Here is a 17178-nt window from a genome sequence, read left to right on the forward strand (position 1 = left end):
CCGCATGCTCGAGTTGCTCGCGCCGGACACCGGCTCGGAAACCGTCTGGGACAAGCTGCTCGGCCGGCCGTTGATGATCGCCGGCATCGTGGTGGTGGCATTGCTCGCGCGATGGCTGGTGCATCGCGCGATCCGCAAGGTCACCACGATGATGGAGCAGCGATCCGCCGAGCGCGACTCCTCCGGCGGGCGCGCGACGCGGGTGATCCGCCAGGCGGCCGGCCTCGACAACGAACGACGCAAGCAGCGCGCCGCGACCGTGGGGTCGTTGCTGCGCTCGATCACCACCGTGGTCATCTTCACCATCGCCGCGCTGACGATCATGGCCGAACTCGGGGTGCCGCTGGCTCCGTTGTTGGCCTCGGCCGGCGTCGGTGGCGTGGCCCTCGGTTTCGGCGCGCAGTCGCTGGTGAAGGACTTCCTCTCCGGAATCTTCATGATCATGGAGGACCAGTACGGCGTGGGCGACGTCATCGACACGGGTGAGGCGATCGGCACCGTCGAGGAGGTCACCCTGCGGGTCACCCGGCTGCGGGACGCGTCCGGCGTCGTTTGGTACGTGCGCAACGGCGAGATCATCCGCATCGGCAACAGGTCGCAGGGCTGGTCGGTCGCCCTGATCGACATCCCGATCGCCTACGACCAATCGGTCGAGCGGGCGCTCGGCGTGCTGCGCACGGTGACCGCCGCCATCGACGACGACGAGCCGTGGAAGAACGTCCTGCTCGCCGAACCCGAGGTGGCCGGTGTCGAGTCGGTCGCGGGCGGTGTGGTCACGCTGCGGATCATCGCCAAGACCGCACCCGGCGAGCAGTACGCGTTGTCACGCGAACTGCGTGAGCGCGCCAAGGTCGCCCTCGACGGGGCCGGCATCCGCGGTCCGGCCCTCCCGCCGTATTCGGCCGGCGCCGGCATCTGACCCGACCCCTCCCCCGCAACTCCCCTCCCGCAAACGCTGCGCTTCCCGGCAGCCGCTGCCGTTGCAGCAGCAGCGTCTGCACGCAACAGCGTCTGCGGAGGGAGGTGCAGCGTTTGTGGGCGGTTCGGACGCCGGACGGACGGTTTGCGAGACTGGCCGAGTGACCGAGCAGACGACGTACTACGAGCTCATGGGCGGTGCCGCCACCTTCGAGAAGCTGGTGCACGAGTTCTACCTGGGCGTGGCCGACGACCCCGATCTGCGCGCCATGTACCCCGAGGAAGACCTCGGCCCTGCTGAGCGTCGGCTGCGGATGTTCCTGGAGCAGTACTGGGGTGGCCCGACCACGTACTCCCAGGAGCGCGGCCACCCGCGCCTGCGGATGCGGCACATGCCGTTCGTCGTGACTCCCGCGCAGCGCGACCGCTGGCTGCTGCACATGATGAACGCGGTCGACACGATCGGCCTGGAGAAGTCGCTGGACGACCTGCTGCGCGACTACCTGACCCGCGCCGCGTACTCGATGGTGAACGCGCCGGGCGACGACCAGCGTCCCGACCTGACGCAGCTCTGAACCGAGCCCCTTCGCGGGTCGTGACAACCATCTGCGGCACCCAGGTCGTCCCGTAGACATGATCGCTTCGACCCGAGGTGAACCCGACGGCTTCACCGAGTTCGTGCGAGCCCGCGGCGGCTCGCTGCATCGCACCGCGATGCTGCTCACGCACGATCACGCCGCCGCCGAAGATCTCGTACAGACCGCCCTCGCCAAGGCATGGCAGAACTGGCACCGGGCCGACCAGCCGGAGGCGTACGTCCGGCGGATACTCGTCAACGAGTTCGCCTCGGGGTGGCGGCGGAAGTGGCGCGGCGAGGTGCCGACCGACGAGCTTCCCGAGCGGCCGCTCGACGACGGCGATCGGCTTGATACCCGCGCCGGACTGATCGACGCGCTCGCCCGTCTCCCCCGCCAGCAGCGAGCGGTTGTGGTGTTGCGCTACTACCAAGATTACACCGAGGAGCAGACCGCCCGCACCCTCGGCATCTCCGTCGGCACGGTCAAGTCGCACACCTCGCGCGCCCTCTCGGCGCTGCGGATCAGTCCCCACCTCGCCGCGACGTCCGAAGGAGGCCGCCGATGACTCTCACGACTCAGGATCTGCGCGACGCGATGGACGCGTACGTCGACGAGGTGCGCGTGCCGAACAGCGAAGCCATGCTCGCCGGCGTACGCGACCGGGTGCGGGCCGACCGCCGACGCGGGCGCACCCGCTTGGTGGCCGCTGTCGCCGCCGGGGTGCTCGCCGTCGGCGCGGCCGTCGGTGTGAACCACGTGTGGCCGGAGCAGACGCTCACCCCGGCCGAACAGGTGAAGAAGGCCGGCGCGCACCTACCGTTGTTCGTCGGCGGCTACAGACTGATCGGAGTGCAGGAGGTAGCGACACATTCCGGAGACCCCCACGAGCAAGCGCCGACGGCGTCGATGATCACCGACCTTCGCGCCAGGACGAGTGCGGGAGCTTTCGCAGTGTTCTCGTGCGACGACATGCTCACGACCGGCACCGGAATGATCGACACGGCGATGCTGGTGACAGGGGACGGTGCCGGGCGCACAGGCTGCTACTCCGCGGACGAGCCCGAACTGCAGCAGCCTGCGTTCGGCCCTGTGGTCTCATCGCTCGAGCTCTCCACGTCGCGGGTCGGCCTGATCTCAGCGGACGGCAAGATCCGCGCGAAGGTACCTGTCGGTATCTACGTGCCCGCGAAGTGGGGCACCTTTCCCACCCCGACCACAACGGTCAACGTCGAAGAACAACCGCCGCCGACGCCGTCCGCCGACGTGATAACGGCCAACGGGCACGGGAACGCCGCGGGCACGACATCTGTCACGATCACACCGCAGACCTCGGGAAAGCTCAGCTTGTTCGTGAACCTGACATCGGGTTCGGTGGGCCAGTTCCGTGCGCGTGTCGACGGCGCCGACACAATTGCCGGCGTTCCCGCAGCGGCCACCGACGGTTGGTCTCCGGTCTGGAAGCCCGGGTTGACCATCGTGTTCGGGAAGACGGTCGACGCGAAGGCCGGCGTGCCGATCACGGTCGTGGTCGACGCCAAGGACAACCGCGGGAACTGGGTCGTGGAGGTGGCGGTCATGCCAGGCTCCGCCGCCCCCACTAGCACCACCACACCGTGACCCACGCGTGACCAGGGGTTCTCGTCGACGGCCGGATTTGTGTCCGGCCGCCCGCAAGGCGGAGACTTGTCGACCGTGACTTCCGCAGAACTCGACCTGTCCGCCGACGGCACTCTCCTGCACCGCGGATCCCCCGACTCCGCCTGGTGGCGCAGCGCGGTGATCTACCAGATCTACCCGCGTTCGTGGGCGGACGCGTCGGGTGACGGCGTCGGTGACCTGCCCGGCATCACCGCGCACCTTCCGTACCTGCGCAACCTCGGTGTCGACGCGGTGTGGCTGTCGCCCTTCTACACCTCGCCTCAGGCCGACGCCGGCTACGACGTGGCCGACTACCGCGACATCGACCCGCTGTTCGGCGCGCTCGATGACGCGAAAACCCTTGTCTCCCAGGCTCACTCGCTCGGCATCCGAGTGATCGTCGACCTCGTGCCGAACCACTCGTCCGACGAGCACGAATGGTTCAAGGCGGCCCTCGCCGCCGCGCCGGGCTCCCCCGAGCGCGACCTCTACATGTTCCGTGAGGGCAAGGGTGACGACGGTTCGCAGCCGCCGAACAACTGGCAGAGCGTCTTCGGCGGCCCGGCCTGGACCCGCGTCACCGAGGCCGACGGCACGCCGGGCCAGTGGTATCTGCACCTGTTCGACCCGAAGCAGCCCGACTTCAACTGGGAGAACCCGGCGGTGCGCGCGGAGTTCGAGTCGGTGCTGCGGTTCTGGCTCGACCTCGGGGTCGACGGTTTCCGGGTCGACGTCGCACACGGCCTCATCAAGGAGGCGGGCCTGCCCGACTGGACCGGCGCGATGAACATGCTCGACCTCACCGACCTCGACAAGCAGCACCCGCCGATGTGGGATCAGGACGGTGTGCACGAGATCTACCGCGGCTGGCGCAAGATCCTCGACTCGTACAACACCACGGGCGACGCGGCGAACGACCGCGCGATGTGCGCCGAGGCGTGGGTCGACCCGCCGGAGCGCGCCGCGCTCTTCGTGCGGGACGACGAGTTCCACCAGGCCTTCAACTTCGACTTCCTGCAAACCCCCTGGCGGGCAACGGATCTGCGTGAGGTCATCGCGTCGTCGTACGCCGCGAACGACAAGGTCGGCGCGCCGACCACCTGGGTGCTCAGCAACCACGACGTGGTGCGTCACGCCAGCCGCCTCGGCCTGCCGATCGGCACCCCGCGACCGAACGGAATCGGCGCCGACGACGCGCAGCCCGACGCGGTGGCGGGTCTGCGCCGCGCCCGCGCCGCGACGACCCTGATGCTCGCGCTGCCCGGAGGTGCTTACCTCTACCAGGGCGAGGAGCTCGGCCTGCCCGACCACACGACGATGCCCGACGCCGTCCGCCAGGACCCGACATTCGCCCGCACACACGGCAAGGAACTCGGTCGCGACGGGTGCCGGGTGCCGCTGCCGTGGAGCAAGGACGAGCCGGCCTTCGGGTTCAACCGCACCGGCAACGCCTGGCTGCCGCAGCCGACCGTCTACGGCGACCTCGCCGTCGACCAGCAAGAGGGCGTGGCGGGTTCGACGCTGGAGCTCTACCGCGAGCTGTTGCGCATTCGCAAGGAGCGCGACCTCGGCGAGGGCGCACTCAGCGTGCTCGACGAGGGCGCCGACGTGCTCGCCGCGCGGGTCGAGACGCGCGCCGGCACTACCCAGGTGCTCGTCAACTTCGGCGCCGAACCGGTCGAGATCCCCTCGGGCGCAACGGTTCTCGTTGCCAGCGAGCCTGACGTCGACACCACCCTGCCGACCGACACCGCGGTCTGGTTCACCGTCTGACGCGACGTCGCGCCGTCCGGCACACCGGCCGGACGGCGAACGGCCCGAACAGCCCGACGAGGTTTCAGCGGGTGAGGACGTAGCCGGCCGGCGTGCTGAGGCGGGTCCAGGGGCCGACACGGTGCACCTGGGCCGCCTCACCCACCAGGAACCCGAGGGCGTCGGCAGCGAATGCGGCGCCGGCGGGTACCACCTCGTCGACCGGCCGCGACCACACCCGCTGTCGCAGGGCCGCGACGGCGGCCGCACCGGCGCCGTCCGGCGTGCCGTCGGCCACCTCGAGCACACCCATCCGGGCCGCTTCCCGCAACCGCTCGACGGTGACCGTTGCCGCGGGCTCCCAGCCTGAGCGCGGCGGACTGATCGCCAGCCACGGAGCCGAAACCTCCTGCGGCGGAACGGGAATCGTGTCGGTGATGCCGCGCGCGATGCGGTCACGCAGGGCCACGAGCGCGACGGCGGTGTCGAGAGCGGCGGGTGCGGCCAGTCGCTGCACGCGCAGCGCGAGCGCGAGACCGGAGTGCATCAACCCGCGTCCGGGCAACACCTCGACCCAGCAGGCGAGCACCTCCCCCGCCGCCTGCAGCCGCAGTGCGCCGTCGGGGTTCACCCGCAGCGCACGACCGACGAAGGTGGCGAAGTCGGCGGCGGCGCGGTCGTCCTCGAGTCGGAGTTCGGTCATCGGGTGCGGCGCTTCATCGGCACCGGGTCGGCGAAGTAGCGCTCCAGGTCGGCCCGCGTCTCGGCTGTGATGCGTTGCGGCCGTTGGGTTTCCACGTCGAAGGTGACGAGCGTGCTTTCGGAGCGCGCATAGACCACGGCGTCGTCGTCACGGGACGACAGCACCTCGTACGACAGGTCGAACGACGCACCGGCGATGCGCGAACACCACATCGCGACCGTGATCAGCGGGCCACGGTAGGGCAACTGCTGCAGGTAGTCGATCTCGCTGCGGGCCACCAGCAGCGGCTGCTTGTCGTGGCCGAGGTCGCCGAACCACTCGCGCATGCCGAGCACGCGGGCTTCCTCCAGCAGGCGCAGGAACTGGACGTTGTTCACGTGCCGATTGGCGTCCATGTCGGACCAGCGCAGCGGCACATCGAGGTAATACGGGCGTTTCGGCATGTGTCCATCATCCCGTCCGCGGCTCGGGACGTGACGCGGGGCCGATCGATAGAGTCTGCCGGGTGAACTCCCAGGACCCCACCGCGTCCACCGCCGACGCAGATCGCGACCCGGTCGTCGACCTCCTCGATGTGCTCAACCTCGAGCCGCAGGGCAAGACCCGGTTCGGACCGCTCGATGCGGCCATGGACCCCGACTCCGAGCACACCCACGAACTCGAGATGTTCGTCGGGCGCAGCCAGGAGACGCCGCAGAAGCGGGCGTTCGGCGGGCAGGTGCTCGCGCAGTCGCTGATGGCGGCCGGGCTGTCCGTGCGCGGCAACCCCGAGTTGGGCGAACGCGATGTCCACTCCCTGCACGCCTATTTCATCCGTCCCGGCGACTCGTTCCAACCGATCAACTTCGCGGTCGAGAACCTGCGCGACGGCAACTCCTTCTCGGTGCGCCGGGTCTACGCGATGCAGGAGGGCAAGACGCTCCTGTCGGCGACGCTCTCCTTCCAGGTGCCGGCTCCCGGGCTCGAACACCAGGCGCAGATGCCCGCCGTCCCCGACCCCGACCGCGTGCGCACCACCGCCGAGGAACTCGAGGGCATCGACCACCCGGTCGCCGACCACTGGCGCAGCCGCGCCGTCGACGTCCGGACGGTTGAAGGCGCACTATTCTTCCGTCCCGGTCGACAGCACAACGCCAGCCAGAACGTGTGGATGAAGACCGCCGGTGCGTTGCCGGACGATCCGTTGATTCACGCGGCGGTCATGGCCTACTCCTCCGACTACACGATCCTGGAGTCGAACCTGCGGCGGCACGGTCTGGTGTGGGCGGACCGCCGGCTGCGTCCGGCGAGCCTCGATCACTCGATGTGGTTCCACCGGCCCGGGCGCGTCGACGAGTGGCTGCTCTACCAGCAGGAGTCGCCGTCCGCGTCCGGTGGACGCGGCCTGGGCATCGGCAAGATGTTCAGCCTCGACGGCACCCTGATCTGCACCGTCGCCCAGGAAGGCATGATCCGGGTCAAGGACCTCGACTGACGCCCACCGAAAGTTTGCGCGACACGCGCCGAACAGGCTCGACCACGCAAACTCTCGGTTGCCAGACTTGCCGGCATGGACCTCACCACACCCACGCTGATCGGTCGTCTCGTGCGTCTCGAACCGCTCTCACGCGAGCACCACGACGGGCTGGTCGAGGCCACCCAGGACGGTCGGATGTGGGACCGCTGGTACACCTCGGCTCCCACCATCGAGGGGGTCGAGACGGCCATCGAGCAACGCCTCGACTTGCAGGCGCAGGGAAACATGCTGCCGTTCACCGCGATTCGCCAGTCGGACGACGTGGTGCTCGGCATGACGTCGTTCTACGACATTCGCGCCGACGTGCCTCGGGTCTCGATCGGCTACACCTGGAACCGCGAGTCGACCCACGGCACCGGCACCAACCCCGAGTCGAAGCTGCTGCTCATGACGCATGCCTTCGAGGCGCTCGGCTGCAAGGCCGTGCGCTACGAGACGAGTTGGTCGAATCAGCAGTCACGCTCGGCGATCGAGCGTCTCGGCGCGCGGCTCGACGGTGTGCTGCGGGCCGACCGACTGGAGTCGAACGGTGCGCTGCGGGACACGGTCGTCTACTCGGTGATGGCGCACGAATGGCCGTCGGTGCGGGCGGGCCTCGAGCACCGACTGCGTCACCGCTGAGGGCGCTGAGCTGACGGAATTTCTCCCGCGCACGTGCGTTGGACCAAAGGAAGGACATTCCCGCAACGGAAGGAACCTCATGGCACGCATCGCTCTGATCGGCGGACACGGCAAGGTCGCTTTGCTCGCCGAACCGCTCCTGGTCGACGCCGGACACTCGGTGAGCGCGATCATCCGAAACCCCGACCACCGCGCTGACATCGAGGCAACCGGTGCGACCCCGGTGGTGGCCGACGTCGAGACGATGGACACCGAGGCGCTCACGCAGTTGCTGGGCGACCACGACGTCGTCGTCTGGTCGGCCGGTGCCGGTGGCGGCAAGCCCGACCGCACCTACGCCGTCGACCGCGATGCCGCGATCCGTTCGATGGACGCGGCGAAGGCCGCCGGCATCAAGCGTTACGTGATGGTGTCCTACCTCGGCGCCAAGCCCGACCACGGTGTGCCGGAAGACAACTCGTTCTTCGCCTACGCGGAGGCGAAGGCCGCTGCAGACACCCACCTGCGATCCAGTGGACTTGACTGGACCATCGTCATGCCGAGCTCACTGACTTTGGAACCGGCCCGCGGCATCGACCTCAACCCCACGGAGGGTCGTTCGGCGTCCCGCGAGGCGGTGGCACAGGTGATCGTCGCGGCCGTCGACCACCCGTCGACCATCGGTGCCGATCTGCCGTTCAACGACGGCGACACCCCGGTCGCGGACGCGCTCGGCTGAACAGCCCGCTGAAACGGCTTGCTGAAGCCGCGCGCAGCCGAGACGATCCCGAGATGGGCTTGGAGATCCGGCCGGAGCGCGCGAGCGACTTTCCCGCCGTCCGACGAGTGGTCGCGGCGGCGTTCGGCAGCGACACCGAGGCCGACCTCGTCGAGCGCATCCGTGCGTCGGACGAGTACCGCCCCGAACTGTCGTTCGTCGCCGCCGATAGCGGCGAGGTCGTCGGCCACGTGATGATCGACGGCTGCATGGTGCGCGGCGAGGGCGGGGAGCGGGAGATCGTGATGCTCTCTCCGCTGGCGGTCGCACCTGATCGTCAACGCTCGGGCGCGGGCACGGCGCTGATAGAGCATGCGCTGGCGGCGGCCGACCGGGCGGGCGAACCTCTCGTGGTGCTCGAAGGCAGCCCCGACTACTACGGCGCGCGCGGCTTCGAGTTCGCCGGCGACCATGGGCTGTCGTTGCCACTGCCCGACTGGGCGCCGCGCGCAGCGGCGCAGGTGGCGCTGCTGTCGACCTACAACCCGGACGACGTGACCTTGCGCGGGCGAGTGGTCTACCCACCGTCATTCGACGGGCTCGGGTGAACCATCAATCTTGCAGCCGTGTTGGAGCGGCTCCACGACGCTTGACCGAATTTCATCACCTCGATCTCGAGGGCGTGGCCGCAATCACGGATCGGCTTCGACGACCCACTCGCGATCCGTCCAACTTCGACGGCTTGGAGTAGGTCAGCCGTCGAGGCTGTCGACACCGTGCCGAGCCCCCGCCCAGGCGACAATCTCGTTGTCGGGCAACGTAATCGGTGTATCCAGCTCGGGGGTCGGCTGCCACTGCTGCCAGCCCTCGTCCATCGGCCACGCCCAGTCGCGGAACAGTTCGCGGCAGGCGTGGTCGGCCAGGGCGCGCACCGCGTCGCGTTGCCGGCCGGTGTACCGGAGCTGTTCGACCGCGGCGTCGAGCTCGTCCGCATCCTTCAACCAGACGTCCTCGTCACCCGCGGGCTCCGCATCCATCCACACGTCGAGCACGAGGTCGCAGGTGTGGGTGCGCAACGGCATCGGGTCGCCCTCCCCCGGACGCCGGTGCGGCAGTTCGAGATTGACATACGTGCCGGAGTAGTCCCCGTTGCTGTCGCGGAAGAACCACACCGACCACGGACGCCTCGTCGGGGCTACCCGCAGCACGCCCGATCCGTGCCACGTCGATTCCTGCATCACCCAGGGCGTGCGGAACCGCTCGGCCAACTCGACGTCGCGCACATGACCGCCGGTCGCCGGCGTGGCACCGAGCCGGGCGGAGCCGGAAGGGATCCACGCGACCAGCCCACGTTCGTCGTCGCGCACGACCCGAGCGGTGTCGATGCTGCGTTGGTAGTGCCAAGTGATCTCTGCGCCGGGCTCGAGGTACGGCGCGTTGCCGGCTTCCCGCGGTGTGGCGCCGGGTAGGTCGCTCGGCCGGTGCGAACCGATGACCGCGAGCGCCTCCTCGAGTGACATCCGCGGACCGACCTGCTGCCAGCCCTCCGCTCGGCGTCCGATGAGGGTCACGGTGCCCCCGCTGGGAGTGACGTCGCTGGCACCGATCGGAAGTCGCATGTGGCCGAACCTATGTCATGCGAACGGGAACGCCCCGCCACCGGCGAACCGGTTGCGGGGCGTCTGGCGCTGCGACGTCGATCAGTCGCGGGTGAGTTTGCGGTAGGTGACGCGGTGCGGACGCGCGGCGTCGGGACCGAGCCGCTCCACCTTGTTCTCCTCGTAGGCGGCGAAGTTGCCCTCGAACCAGTACCACTTGGCGGGGTTCTCGTCGTCGCCTTCGTAGGCGAGGATGTGCGTCGCGACGCGGTCGAGGAACCACCGGTCGTGGCTGATGACCACAGCGCAGCCCGGGAAGTCGAGCAGTGCGTTCTCCAGCGAACCGAGGGTTTCGACGTCGAGGTCGTTGGTCGGCTCGTCGAGCAGCAGCAGGTTGCCGCCCTGCTTGAGGGTCAGCGCCAGGTTGAGGCGGTTGCGCTCACCACCGGAGAGCACGCCGGCCTTCTTCTGCTGGTCGGGCCCCTTGAAGCCGAACTGCGAGACGTAGGCGCGGGACGGGATCTCGACCTGACCGACCTGGATGTGGTCGAGCCCGTCGGAGACGACCTCCCACAGTGTCTTCTCCGAGTCGATGCCGCCACGGGTCTGGTCGACGTAGGAGATCTTGACCGTGTCACCGATCTTGACCTCACCGCTGTCGGGCTCCTCGAGGCCGACGATGGTCTTGAACAGCGTGGTCTTGCCGACACCGTTCGGGCCGATGACACCGACGATGCCGTTGCGCGGCAACGTGAACGACAGGTCGTCGATGAGCGTGCGGTCGCCGAAGCCCTTCTTGAGGTTCTTGACCTCGATCACCTGCGAACCCAGACGCGGGCCCGGCGGGATCTGGATCTCCTCGAAGTCGAGCTTGCGGGTGCGGTCGGCCTCGGCCGCCATTTCCTCGTAACGGGCCAGACGGGCCTTGCTCTTGGTCTGGCGGGCCTTGGCGTTCGAACGCACCCACTCGAGCTCGTTCTTCAGGCGCTTGGCGAGCTTGGCGTCCTTCTTGCCCTGCACCTGCAGACGTTCCTGCTTCTTCTCCAGGTAGGTGGAGTAGTTGCCCTCGTAGGGGTACAGGCGTCCGCGGTCGACCTCACAGATCCACTGGGCGACGTTGTCGAGGAAGTACCGGTCGTGGGTGACGGCCAGGACGGCGCCGTGGTAGCTCTCGAGGTGCTGCTCGAGCCAGGTGACCGACTCGGCGTCGAGGTGGTTGGTCGGTTCGTCGAGCAGCAGCAGGTCGGGCTTGCTGAGCAGCAGCTTGCACAGGGCCACGCGGCGGCGCTCACCGCCGGAGAGCACGGTGACGTCGGCGTCTCCCGGGGGGCAGCGCAGCGCGTCCATCGCCTGCTCGATCTGGGAGTCGAGGTCCCACGCATCGGCGTTGTCGATCTTCTCCTGGAGCTTGCCCATCTCCTCCATGAGAGCGTCGAAGTCAGCGTCGGGCTGCGCCATCTCCTCGGAGATCTCGTTGAAGCGGTCGAGGTCGCGCTTGATCTGACCCATGCCCTCCTCGACGTTGCCCCTGACGTCCTTCTCCTCGTTCAGCGGCGGCTCCTGCAACAGGATGCCGACGCTGTAACCCGGGGACAGGCGGGCTTCACCGTTGGACGGCTGGTCGATCCCGGCCATGATCTTGAGGATCGTCGACTTTCCGGCGCCGTTCGGCCCGACGACGCCGATCTTGGCGCCGGGGAAGAACGACATGCTCACGTCGTCGAGGATGACCTTGTCGCCGACGGCCTTGCGCGCCTTGGTCATGGTGTAGATGAACTCAGCCATGCGCGCCAGGCTATCGGTGGGCGGTGCCCCTCTCCCAATCGGCGGCCCCGCCCGCCCCGGGGCCCAGACAGCGGGCCCAGACAGCAGGCTCAGGCGGCGGGCTCCTCGTCCTCGGCCACCACACCACCGGACGCCGGGCTCGGGCCCGAGAAGTCGGCACCGTCGTCGGGTGCCGACTGCACCGGCGCCTGTTGCTGTCGCTCGAACAGCGCGGTGCCGCGGGCCAGGTCGTGCCCGACGGCGCTGGCGGTGATAATGACGCTCTGACGCCGCCCACCGTCCTGACCCTGCCAGGTCTCGACGCTGAGCCGGCCGGTCACGACGACCGGGTCGCCCTTGTGCAGCGACACGGTGGCGTTGTGCGCGAGCCGGTTCCAGCACTCCACGTCGTAGAAGGTGGTGGTGCCGTCGCGGTATTCACCGGTGTTGCGGTCGCGCACCGAGGGGGTGCAGGCCACCGAGAACTTCGACTTGCGGGTGCCGGTGTCGAACTCGTGCACCTGCGGGTCGGCGGTGACGTTGCCGGTGATCGTGATGATCGAGCTGCCCATGTTGCTGCCTCCTGTTGAATGCGTCCCGGCCACCGGGACGGTGGCCTGACCAGAGGGTGCGCCGGTCGGCGAATACGCGAAACCCGCCGCCGTCCGGTTGTGGACGACGGCGGGTCTGCAGGTGGGCTGGGGAAACCGGGACGACCTATCAGCGGGCGGCGCGCTCGAGCGCCTCGCGGGTCGCGCGGTGCTGACCGAGCACCTCACGCACCGGGGCGACCAGCTTGTCGCGTCCGACCTGCTCGACCGCGTCGCGCAACCGCCGTTCGGCCGCTTCCCTGCGCCGGCGGCCACCGCGGGCGGCAAGCACGCGTGACAGCAAGGCGAGCAACAAGCCGAGCAGCAACCCACCGACCAACAGCAGCAACGGGATCGGGATCCAACCCCAGTTCGGCACGTCGACGTGGATCTGCGCGAAGCCCAGGCCGGCGAGCACCAACAGCCACCCGAGGCCAACCAGCGCGATCGCGGCGAACAGCCACTGCAGCGCCGAGAACAGCGGCCACCAGAACGGGTCCTTGTCCCGCAGCGGGGTGCCGAGTACGGCCTGGTCGAGGCTGTCGCGCAGGTCGTCGTCGTGCGGGGTGGCCGCGTCGTAGACGGCGTCGGCCCACGGCTGCGGAAGCCCCTCGGCGGCCTGCTCACCCAGCCGCCGGGTGGCGAGATCGACCGCCGCGAGCGCCGCCGGCGAGGCCGGGGGCAACGACGAACGTCCGAGCGCCCGCTGCCCCTCCGAACGGGTCAGCTGCGAGGCCACCTTGTCGAGGCCCAGCCGCGACAGCGGCGCCGGACGCAACTTGTTGGCCCACCGGGTGAACGGCCAACCACCGTGCATCCCGGCGCGCATGCGGTAGTCACGCTCGACCGCGTGGCCGACGACCGGAACCGCGGCGGCCTTCGCCAACGCGTCAGTGAGTTCGGCGCCGGCCCGTTTGCCGAGGTCGGGTTCGGTGTCGCCGACGTGTCGGCGCAACTCCAACGCCTGCGTGCGCAGATCGGCGGCCAGCCGCTGGTTCGCGGCATTGCGATGCGACACCACACCGGCCAGTTCGGCGCGCAGCGCGTCGAGGCCGATGCCGCGCGCGGCCGATGTCGGCAACACGCGCACCCCGGTCAGCCCGTCACGCTGCAACAACTGCTCAAGGTCGGCCACGCAGGCGCGCGCGTCCTCGCGGGAGAGCCGGTCGATCTGGTTGAGCACGACGATGGTCACCGCGGCGTGCTGCGCCATCGTGCGGATGTAGTCGTCGTGCAGCACCGCGTCGGCGTACTTCTGCGGGTCGGTCACCCAGATGAAGACGTCGGACAGTTTGAGCACCCGGTCGGCCTCGGTGCGGTGCGCCGACACATTGGAGTCGAAGTCGGGCAGGTCGAGCAGCACCAGCCCGTCGAGCTGTTCGGTGCTGCGGGCCACGAGCGGCACCTGATGCCGAGCACCGACGCCCACCCAGTCGAGCAACGGGCCGGACGCCTCCTCGCCCCACACCGCAGCAGCCGCCTTCGAGGTGGTGGGACGTCGCGCACCGATGCGGGAAACCGGCTCTCCCACAAGGGCATTGAACAGGCTGGACTTGCCGCTTCCGGTGGCACCGGCGAGCGCGACCACGGTGCGCCCGCCGGCGATGTCGCTGCGCTCGGCGACCTTGCGGTCGAGGTCACGAGCGACGGCCACGTTGGCCGCGGGCAGCCGGTCGCCGCCCTGCTCGATCGCCTCGGCCAGTGCCTTGCCGCGCTCCTGCAGTGCCTCGTTGCTCACGGCGCCGGCCTTCGACGCCTTGCGCTTGAACAGATCGGGACTCATCGCGCCGCCTTCACTGCCGCGAGCGCCGGGGTGAGCCGGTCGGGCACCGAGGTGTCACCGACGACCTCGGCGAGCACCTGGGTGTACCGCTCCTGCTCGGCCGAGAACAGCGCGTCGGCGCGTTCCATCAACATCTTGCGGGCCTTCACGCTCAGCGTGCGCACCGCCTGATCACCGAAGATCGCTTCGAGCAGGCGCTGGGCGAGCACCGCCGAGCCACCGGCGATACCGACCTCGGCGCCGGTGATGCCGGCGGTCGCCGAGAAGGTGATGAGCATGAGCATCACGGCGATGCCGTTGACGCCGAAGGCGAGGAAGCGGGCAGTGGTGCGGCGCGAACCTGCCTCCTGACGCACCAACTCCATGACGTCACTCTGCCAGTCACGCACGGCACGCTCGACCCGCGCGCCGAAATCGGGTGAGGCCGTTGCCAGTTCGCGATGTTGCTCGACGAGCCGCGCACCACCGGGCGTCGCCCGCCAGGCGCGCGCCGACGTGATCGCGGCGGTCTCCGCGTGCGACACGAGCAGGGCCGCGACGCCGGTGTGCAGCGCCTCGCCGAGGTTCTCGGCGGGCTCGGCCCGGCCGCGTCCGCGTAGCGCCGACACGACACGATCGCGCATCCGACCGACACCCGCTTCGAGCTGCCGCAGCAGTTCGCCGGTGCCGACGAACTCCTGCCAGCGGGCCAGCACCTCGCCGCGCAGGAGGGAGCCGTCCTGCATGCCTTCCTGCACGGCCTGGTGCGCCGCCGTGTAGGCGGTGCGCGGCGCCTCCTGCAGTTCGTGGGCGATGGTCTGTTGTTCGCGCACGGCCTCGGTGAGCACACGGGCCCGGGAGTCGAGGGAGTCGAGCGCACCGTCGAGGGTGCGGCGGATGACGATGCTGCGGGCCAGCGCGTCGGCCGCCAGCGAGCCCAACCAGCCGCGGATGCGGGTCACCTCGCTCACCGGCAGCATTCCGCTCTTCGACAGCTTCGACTCGGCCACCGCGAACACCGGTGATTGGCCAAGGCCCTGCCGCGCAAGCATTTCGGCGAGGTCGGCGCGCACCTCCTCCATGACGTCCATCGGCACCCGGTCGAGCACGACGGCCACTGAGGTGCCGCGCTTGATCGCCTGCTGCAGCAGTTCCCAGGGCACGGCGTCGGCGTAGCGCGTGGCGGTGGTGACGAAGATCCAGAGGTCGGCGGCGCTCAGCAACTGCCGCGCGAGGTCGCGGTTGGCCGACACGACCGAGTCGATGTCGGGCGCGTCGAGCAGCGCGAGCCCCGCGGGCACGGACGCGCTGCTGACCAGACGCAAGGTGTTCGGGTCGTGCGCACCGGCCGACTCGCCGGTCAACCGGGCCAGCTCGGGCAGGATGCGGTGGCCGGTGAACCAGCGTTCGTCGGCCGGGTTGTGGATCAACGTCGAGGCACGCGTCGTCGGACGCAGCACGCCCGGGGTGGTGACCGTCTCCCCCACGATCGAGTTGACCAGGGTCGACTTCCCGGCACCGGTCGAGCCTCCGACGACAGCCAGCAGCGGCGCATCGAGGGAGTTGGCGCGCGGAATGATGTAGTCACGCAGCTGATTCAGCAGCTCGCCCCGGCCACTGCGGGCGGCCGCGGCGTTGGGCGTCTCCAACGGAAAACGGGTGCCTTCGACAGCAACTCGCAGACCGTCGAGCGCGGTCGGCAGGCGGGAGGCGTCGGGGGCAGGACTCACGGGTAGGAGTCTAAGGTCAGCGCCCCTCGAACAATGACGCACCGACGTAGGATCCTTCGTCGGCTCCGGGCGGCACCGCGAAGAGCCCGGAACCGGTGTGCTGCAGGTATTCCTGGAGCCGATCCTGGCTGGCCAGTCGGGTCTGCATCGGGATGTAGTGCGTGTCGGGGTTGCGCACGAACGCGATGAAGAACAAGCCCGCGTCGATCCGACCCAGCGCATTCGATCCGTCGGTGAAGTTGTAGCCGCGGCGCAGCATCTGCACCCCACCGTTGGTGCTCGGGTGGGCCAGCCGCACGTGGGAGCGAGGGTCGATGATCGGCGTGCCGCCACGACCCTTCATCGCGAAGTCGACCGCACTGAACTCGGTGCCACCCGACAGCGGGGCGCCGTTCGCCCGGTCGCGACCGATATTGGTCTCCTGCTCGCGCAGCGAGGTGCGGTCCCACGTCTCGATCTGCATGTTGATCCGGCGCGCCACCAGGTAGCTGCCCCCGGCGAGCCATTCGGCGCCCGAGTCGTCGCCACGCGCCACCCACACGTGCTTGTCGAGCAGGTCGGGGTCTTCGGCTTTCAGGTTGGCGGTGCCGTCCTTGAAACCGAACAGATTGCGCGGGGTCGCCTGACTGGTCGAGGTCGACGAGGTGCGCCCGAAGCCGAGTTGGCTCCAGCGCAAGGCGACCGTGCCGAAGCCGATGCGGGCGAGGTTGCGCACCGCATGCACCGCCACCTGCGGGTCGTCGGCACAGGCCTGGATGCACAGGTCTCCCCCGGACCGCGCGGCGTCGAGGTTGTCACCCGGGAAGTGCGGCAGGGTGCGCAGCGCCTTGGGCGCGCGCGCGGCGATGCCGAAGCGGTCCTTGCCGGACGCGTCCCGGAACAGCCCGGGACCGAACCCGATGGTGATCGTCAGGCCCGACGCCGGCAGCCCGTCGGCCTCACCGGTGTCGGCCGGCGGGGCGTCGTACGACGTCTCCTCGGCGCTCGCCGACTCACCTGCGGTCATCCTGGCGGCAGCCATCGACCACGCCCGCAGAAGAGTCACCAACTCCTGCCGGTCGGTGGTCGTGACGTCGAACGCGGCGAAGTGCAGGCGGTCCTGGGCGGGCGTTGCGATGCCGGCCTGGTGGGCGCCGAAGAACGGGTACTTCGCCGGCGGTGTCGTGTCGTCGGCCGTCGCCGCACGGGTCGCGAACCCACCGGCGAACCCGGCCACACCCAGTGCTGCGCCCGCACCGGTGAGGCCGAGCATCCGGCGCCGACTGGTGCCGCTGCGACGGGCGTCCCGGGGTCCGGCCTCTTCGCCGGATT

Annotated in this window: 17 protein-coding genes; 9 read left to right on the forward strand and 8 right to left on the reverse strand. The window is 69.5% G+C overall.

The window, feature by feature from the left end; translation table 11 throughout:
• The first annotated feature begins 4 nt into the window (after positions 1-4).
• The 5 genes from DFJ65_RS13710 (at position 5) to DFJ65_RS13730 (ending at position 4907) form a co-directional block, all read left to right on the forward strand.
• On the forward strand, positions 5-919 hold the full coding sequence (locus tag DFJ65_RS13710) for a mechanosensitive ion channel family protein (protein ID WP_115923494.1): 915 nt from the start codon (positions 5-7) through the stop codon (positions 917-919).
• 160 nt (positions 920-1079) lie between these two features.
• Positions 1080-1493, forward strand: coding sequence for a globin (locus DFJ65_RS13715; protein ID WP_281269880.1), 414 nt, complete (start codon positions 1080-1082; stop codon positions 1491-1493).
• 58 nt (positions 1494-1551) lie between these two features.
• The gene (locus DFJ65_RS13720; RefSeq protein ID WP_115923495.1) at positions 1552-2061 is read left to right on the forward strand and encodes a SigE family RNA polymerase sigma factor; all 510 of its coding nucleotides are present in this window, start codon (positions 1552-1554) and stop codon (positions 2059-2061) included.
• Positions 2058-3113: a hypothetical protein gene (locus tag DFJ65_RS13725; RefSeq protein WP_115923496.1), complete on the forward strand. Its 1056-nt coding sequence runs from the start codon at positions 2058-2060 to the stop codon at positions 3111-3113. Before DFJ65_RS13720 ends, DFJ65_RS13725 begins: the two co-directional genes overlap by 4 nt.
• 75 nt (positions 3114-3188) lie before the next feature.
• The gene (locus tag DFJ65_RS13730; RefSeq protein ID WP_245950278.1) at positions 3189-4907 is read left to right on the forward strand and encodes a glycoside hydrolase family 13 protein; all 1719 of its coding nucleotides are present in this window, start codon (positions 3189-3191) and stop codon (positions 4905-4907) included.
• A gap of 64 nt (positions 4908-4971) precedes the next feature.
• Here DFJ65_RS13730 and DFJ65_RS13735 read toward each other — a convergent pair whose 3' ends face one another.
• The gene (locus tag DFJ65_RS13735; protein WP_115923497.1) at positions 4972-5589 is read right to left on the reverse strand and encodes a DUF8185 domain-containing protein; all 618 of its coding nucleotides are present in this window, start codon (positions 5587-5589) and stop codon (positions 4972-4974) included.
• Positions 5586-6032, reverse strand: a complete 447-nt coding sequence (locus DFJ65_RS13740) for an acyl-CoA thioesterase (RefSeq protein WP_115923498.1) — start codon at positions 6030-6032, stop codon at positions 5586-5588. Before DFJ65_RS13740 ends, DFJ65_RS13735 begins: the two co-directional genes overlap by 4 nt.
• Before the next feature lie 62 nt (positions 6033-6094).
• Here DFJ65_RS13740 and DFJ65_RS13745 point away from each other — a divergent pair, with 62 nt between their 5' ends.
• The 4 genes from DFJ65_RS13745 to DFJ65_RS13760 all read left to right on the forward strand — a co-directional run bounded on the left by DFJ65_RS13745 (position 6095) and on the right by DFJ65_RS13760 (position 9031).
• Positions 6095-7063, forward strand: coding sequence for an acyl-CoA thioesterase (locus tag DFJ65_RS13745; RefSeq protein ID WP_245950281.1), 969 nt, complete (start codon positions 6095-6097; stop codon positions 7061-7063).
• Positions 7064-7138: 75 nt separating this feature from the next.
• Positions 7139-7726, forward strand: a complete 588-nt coding sequence (locus DFJ65_RS13750) for a GNAT family N-acetyltransferase (RefSeq protein WP_115923499.1) — start codon at positions 7139-7141, stop codon at positions 7724-7726.
• A gap of 79 nt (positions 7727-7805) precedes the next feature.
• Positions 7806-8444 carry an NAD(P)H-binding protein gene (locus DFJ65_RS13755; RefSeq protein WP_115923500.1) on the forward strand — a complete coding sequence of 213 codons (639 nt, stop codon included), beginning with the start codon at positions 7806-7808 and terminating at the stop codon, positions 8442-8444.
• Positions 8445-8497: 53 nt separating this feature from the next.
• Positions 8498-9031: a GNAT family N-acetyltransferase gene (locus DFJ65_RS13760; protein WP_115923501.1), complete on the forward strand. Its 534-nt coding sequence runs from the start codon at positions 8498-8500 to the stop codon at positions 9029-9031.
• A gap of 144 nt (positions 9032-9175) precedes the next feature.
• Here DFJ65_RS13760 and DFJ65_RS13765 read toward each other — a convergent pair whose 3' ends face one another.
• The 6 genes from DFJ65_RS13765 to efeB form a co-directional block, all read right to left on the reverse strand.
• Entirely contained in the window at positions 9176-10042 is an 867-nt protein-coding gene (locus DFJ65_RS13765; RefSeq protein ID WP_115923502.1) for a DUF402 domain-containing protein, read from the reverse strand.
• A gap of 81 nt (positions 10043-10123) precedes the next feature.
• A complete protein-coding gene (ettA, locus tag DFJ65_RS13770) occupies positions 10124-11806 on the reverse strand; it encodes an energy-dependent translational throttle protein EttA (RefSeq protein WP_115923503.1) in 1683 nt (560 codons plus the stop codon).
• An 89-nt stretch (positions 11807-11895) separates the two neighbouring features.
• On the reverse strand, positions 11896-12357 hold the full coding sequence (locus DFJ65_RS13775; protein ID WP_115923504.1) for a single-stranded DNA-binding protein: 462 nt from the start codon (positions 12355-12357) through the stop codon (positions 11896-11898).
• 148 nt (positions 12358-12505) lie between these two features.
• On the reverse strand, positions 12506-14158 hold the full coding sequence (locus DFJ65_RS13780; protein ID WP_115923505.1) for a GTPase family protein: 1653 nt from the start codon (positions 14156-14158) through the stop codon (positions 12506-12508).
• Positions 14155-15867, reverse strand: a complete 1713-nt coding sequence (locus tag DFJ65_RS13785; protein ID WP_115923506.1) for a dynamin family protein — start codon at positions 15865-15867, stop codon at positions 14155-14157. The genes DFJ65_RS13780 and DFJ65_RS13785 overlap by 4 nt, the downstream gene beginning before the upstream one ends.
• 16 nt (positions 15868-15883) lie before the next feature.
• The gene (efeB, locus tag DFJ65_RS13790) at positions 15884-17119 is read right to left on the reverse strand and encodes an iron uptake transporter deferrochelatase/peroxidase subunit (protein WP_115924331.1); all 1236 of its coding nucleotides are present in this window, start codon (positions 17117-17119) and stop codon (positions 15884-15886) included.
• Between the last annotated feature and the right edge of the window lie 59 nt (positions 17120-17178).

Source organism: Calidifontibacter indicus, assembly GCF_003386865.1.
Classification (GTDB): domain Bacteria; phylum Actinomycetota; class Actinomycetes; order Actinomycetales; family Dermatophilaceae; genus Yimella; species Yimella indica.

Bases quoted from the DNA above. Each gene is read 5' to 3' on its own strand.
- DFJ65_RS13710 (WP_115923494.1), top strand. From the start codon at position 5: ATGCTCGAGTTGCTCGCGCCGGACACCGGCTCGGAAACCGTCTGGGAC.
- DFJ65_RS13720 (WP_115923495.1), top strand. From the start codon at position 1,552: ATGATCGCTTCGACCCGAGGTGAACCCGACGGCTTCACCGAGTTCGTG.
- DFJ65_RS13725 (WP_115923496.1), top strand. From the start codon at position 2,058: ATGACTCTCACGACTCAGGATCTGCGCGACGCGATGGACGCGTACGTC.
- DFJ65_RS13735 (WP_115923497.1), bottom strand. From the start codon at position 5,589: ATGACCGAACTCCGACTCGAGGACGACCGCGCCGCCGCCGACTTCGCC.
- DFJ65_RS13740 (WP_115923498.1), bottom strand. From the start codon at position 6,032: ATGCCGAAACGCCCGTATTACCTCGATGTGCCGCTGCGCTGGTCCGAC.
- DFJ65_RS13750 (WP_115923499.1), top strand. From the start codon at position 7,139: ATGGACCTCACCACACCCACGCTGATCGGTCGTCTCGTGCGTCTCGAA.
- DFJ65_RS13755 (WP_115923500.1), top strand. From the start codon at position 7,806: ATGGCACGCATCGCTCTGATCGGCGGACACGGCAAGGTCGCTTTGCTC.
- DFJ65_RS13760 (WP_115923501.1), top strand. From the start codon at position 8,498: ATGGGCTTGGAGATCCGGCCGGAGCGCGCGAGCGACTTTCCCGCCGTC.
- DFJ65_RS13765 (WP_115923502.1), bottom strand. From the start codon at position 10,042: ATGCGACTTCCGATCGGTGCCAGCGACGTCACTCCCAGCGGGGGCACC.
- ettA (WP_115923503.1), bottom strand. From the start codon at position 11,806: ATGGCTGAGTTCATCTACACCATGACCAAGGCGCGCAAGGCCGTCGGC.
- DFJ65_RS13775 (WP_115923504.1), bottom strand. From the start codon at position 12,357: ATGGGCAGCTCGATCATCACGATCACCGGCAACGTCACCGCCGACCCG.
- DFJ65_RS13780 (WP_115923505.1), bottom strand. From the start codon at position 14,158: ATGAGTCCCGATCTGTTCAAGCGCAAGGCGTCGAAGGCCGGCGCCGTG.
- efeB (WP_115924331.1), bottom strand. From the start codon at position 17,119: ATGCTCGGCCTCACCGGTGCGGGCGCAGCACTGGGTGTGGCCGGGTTC.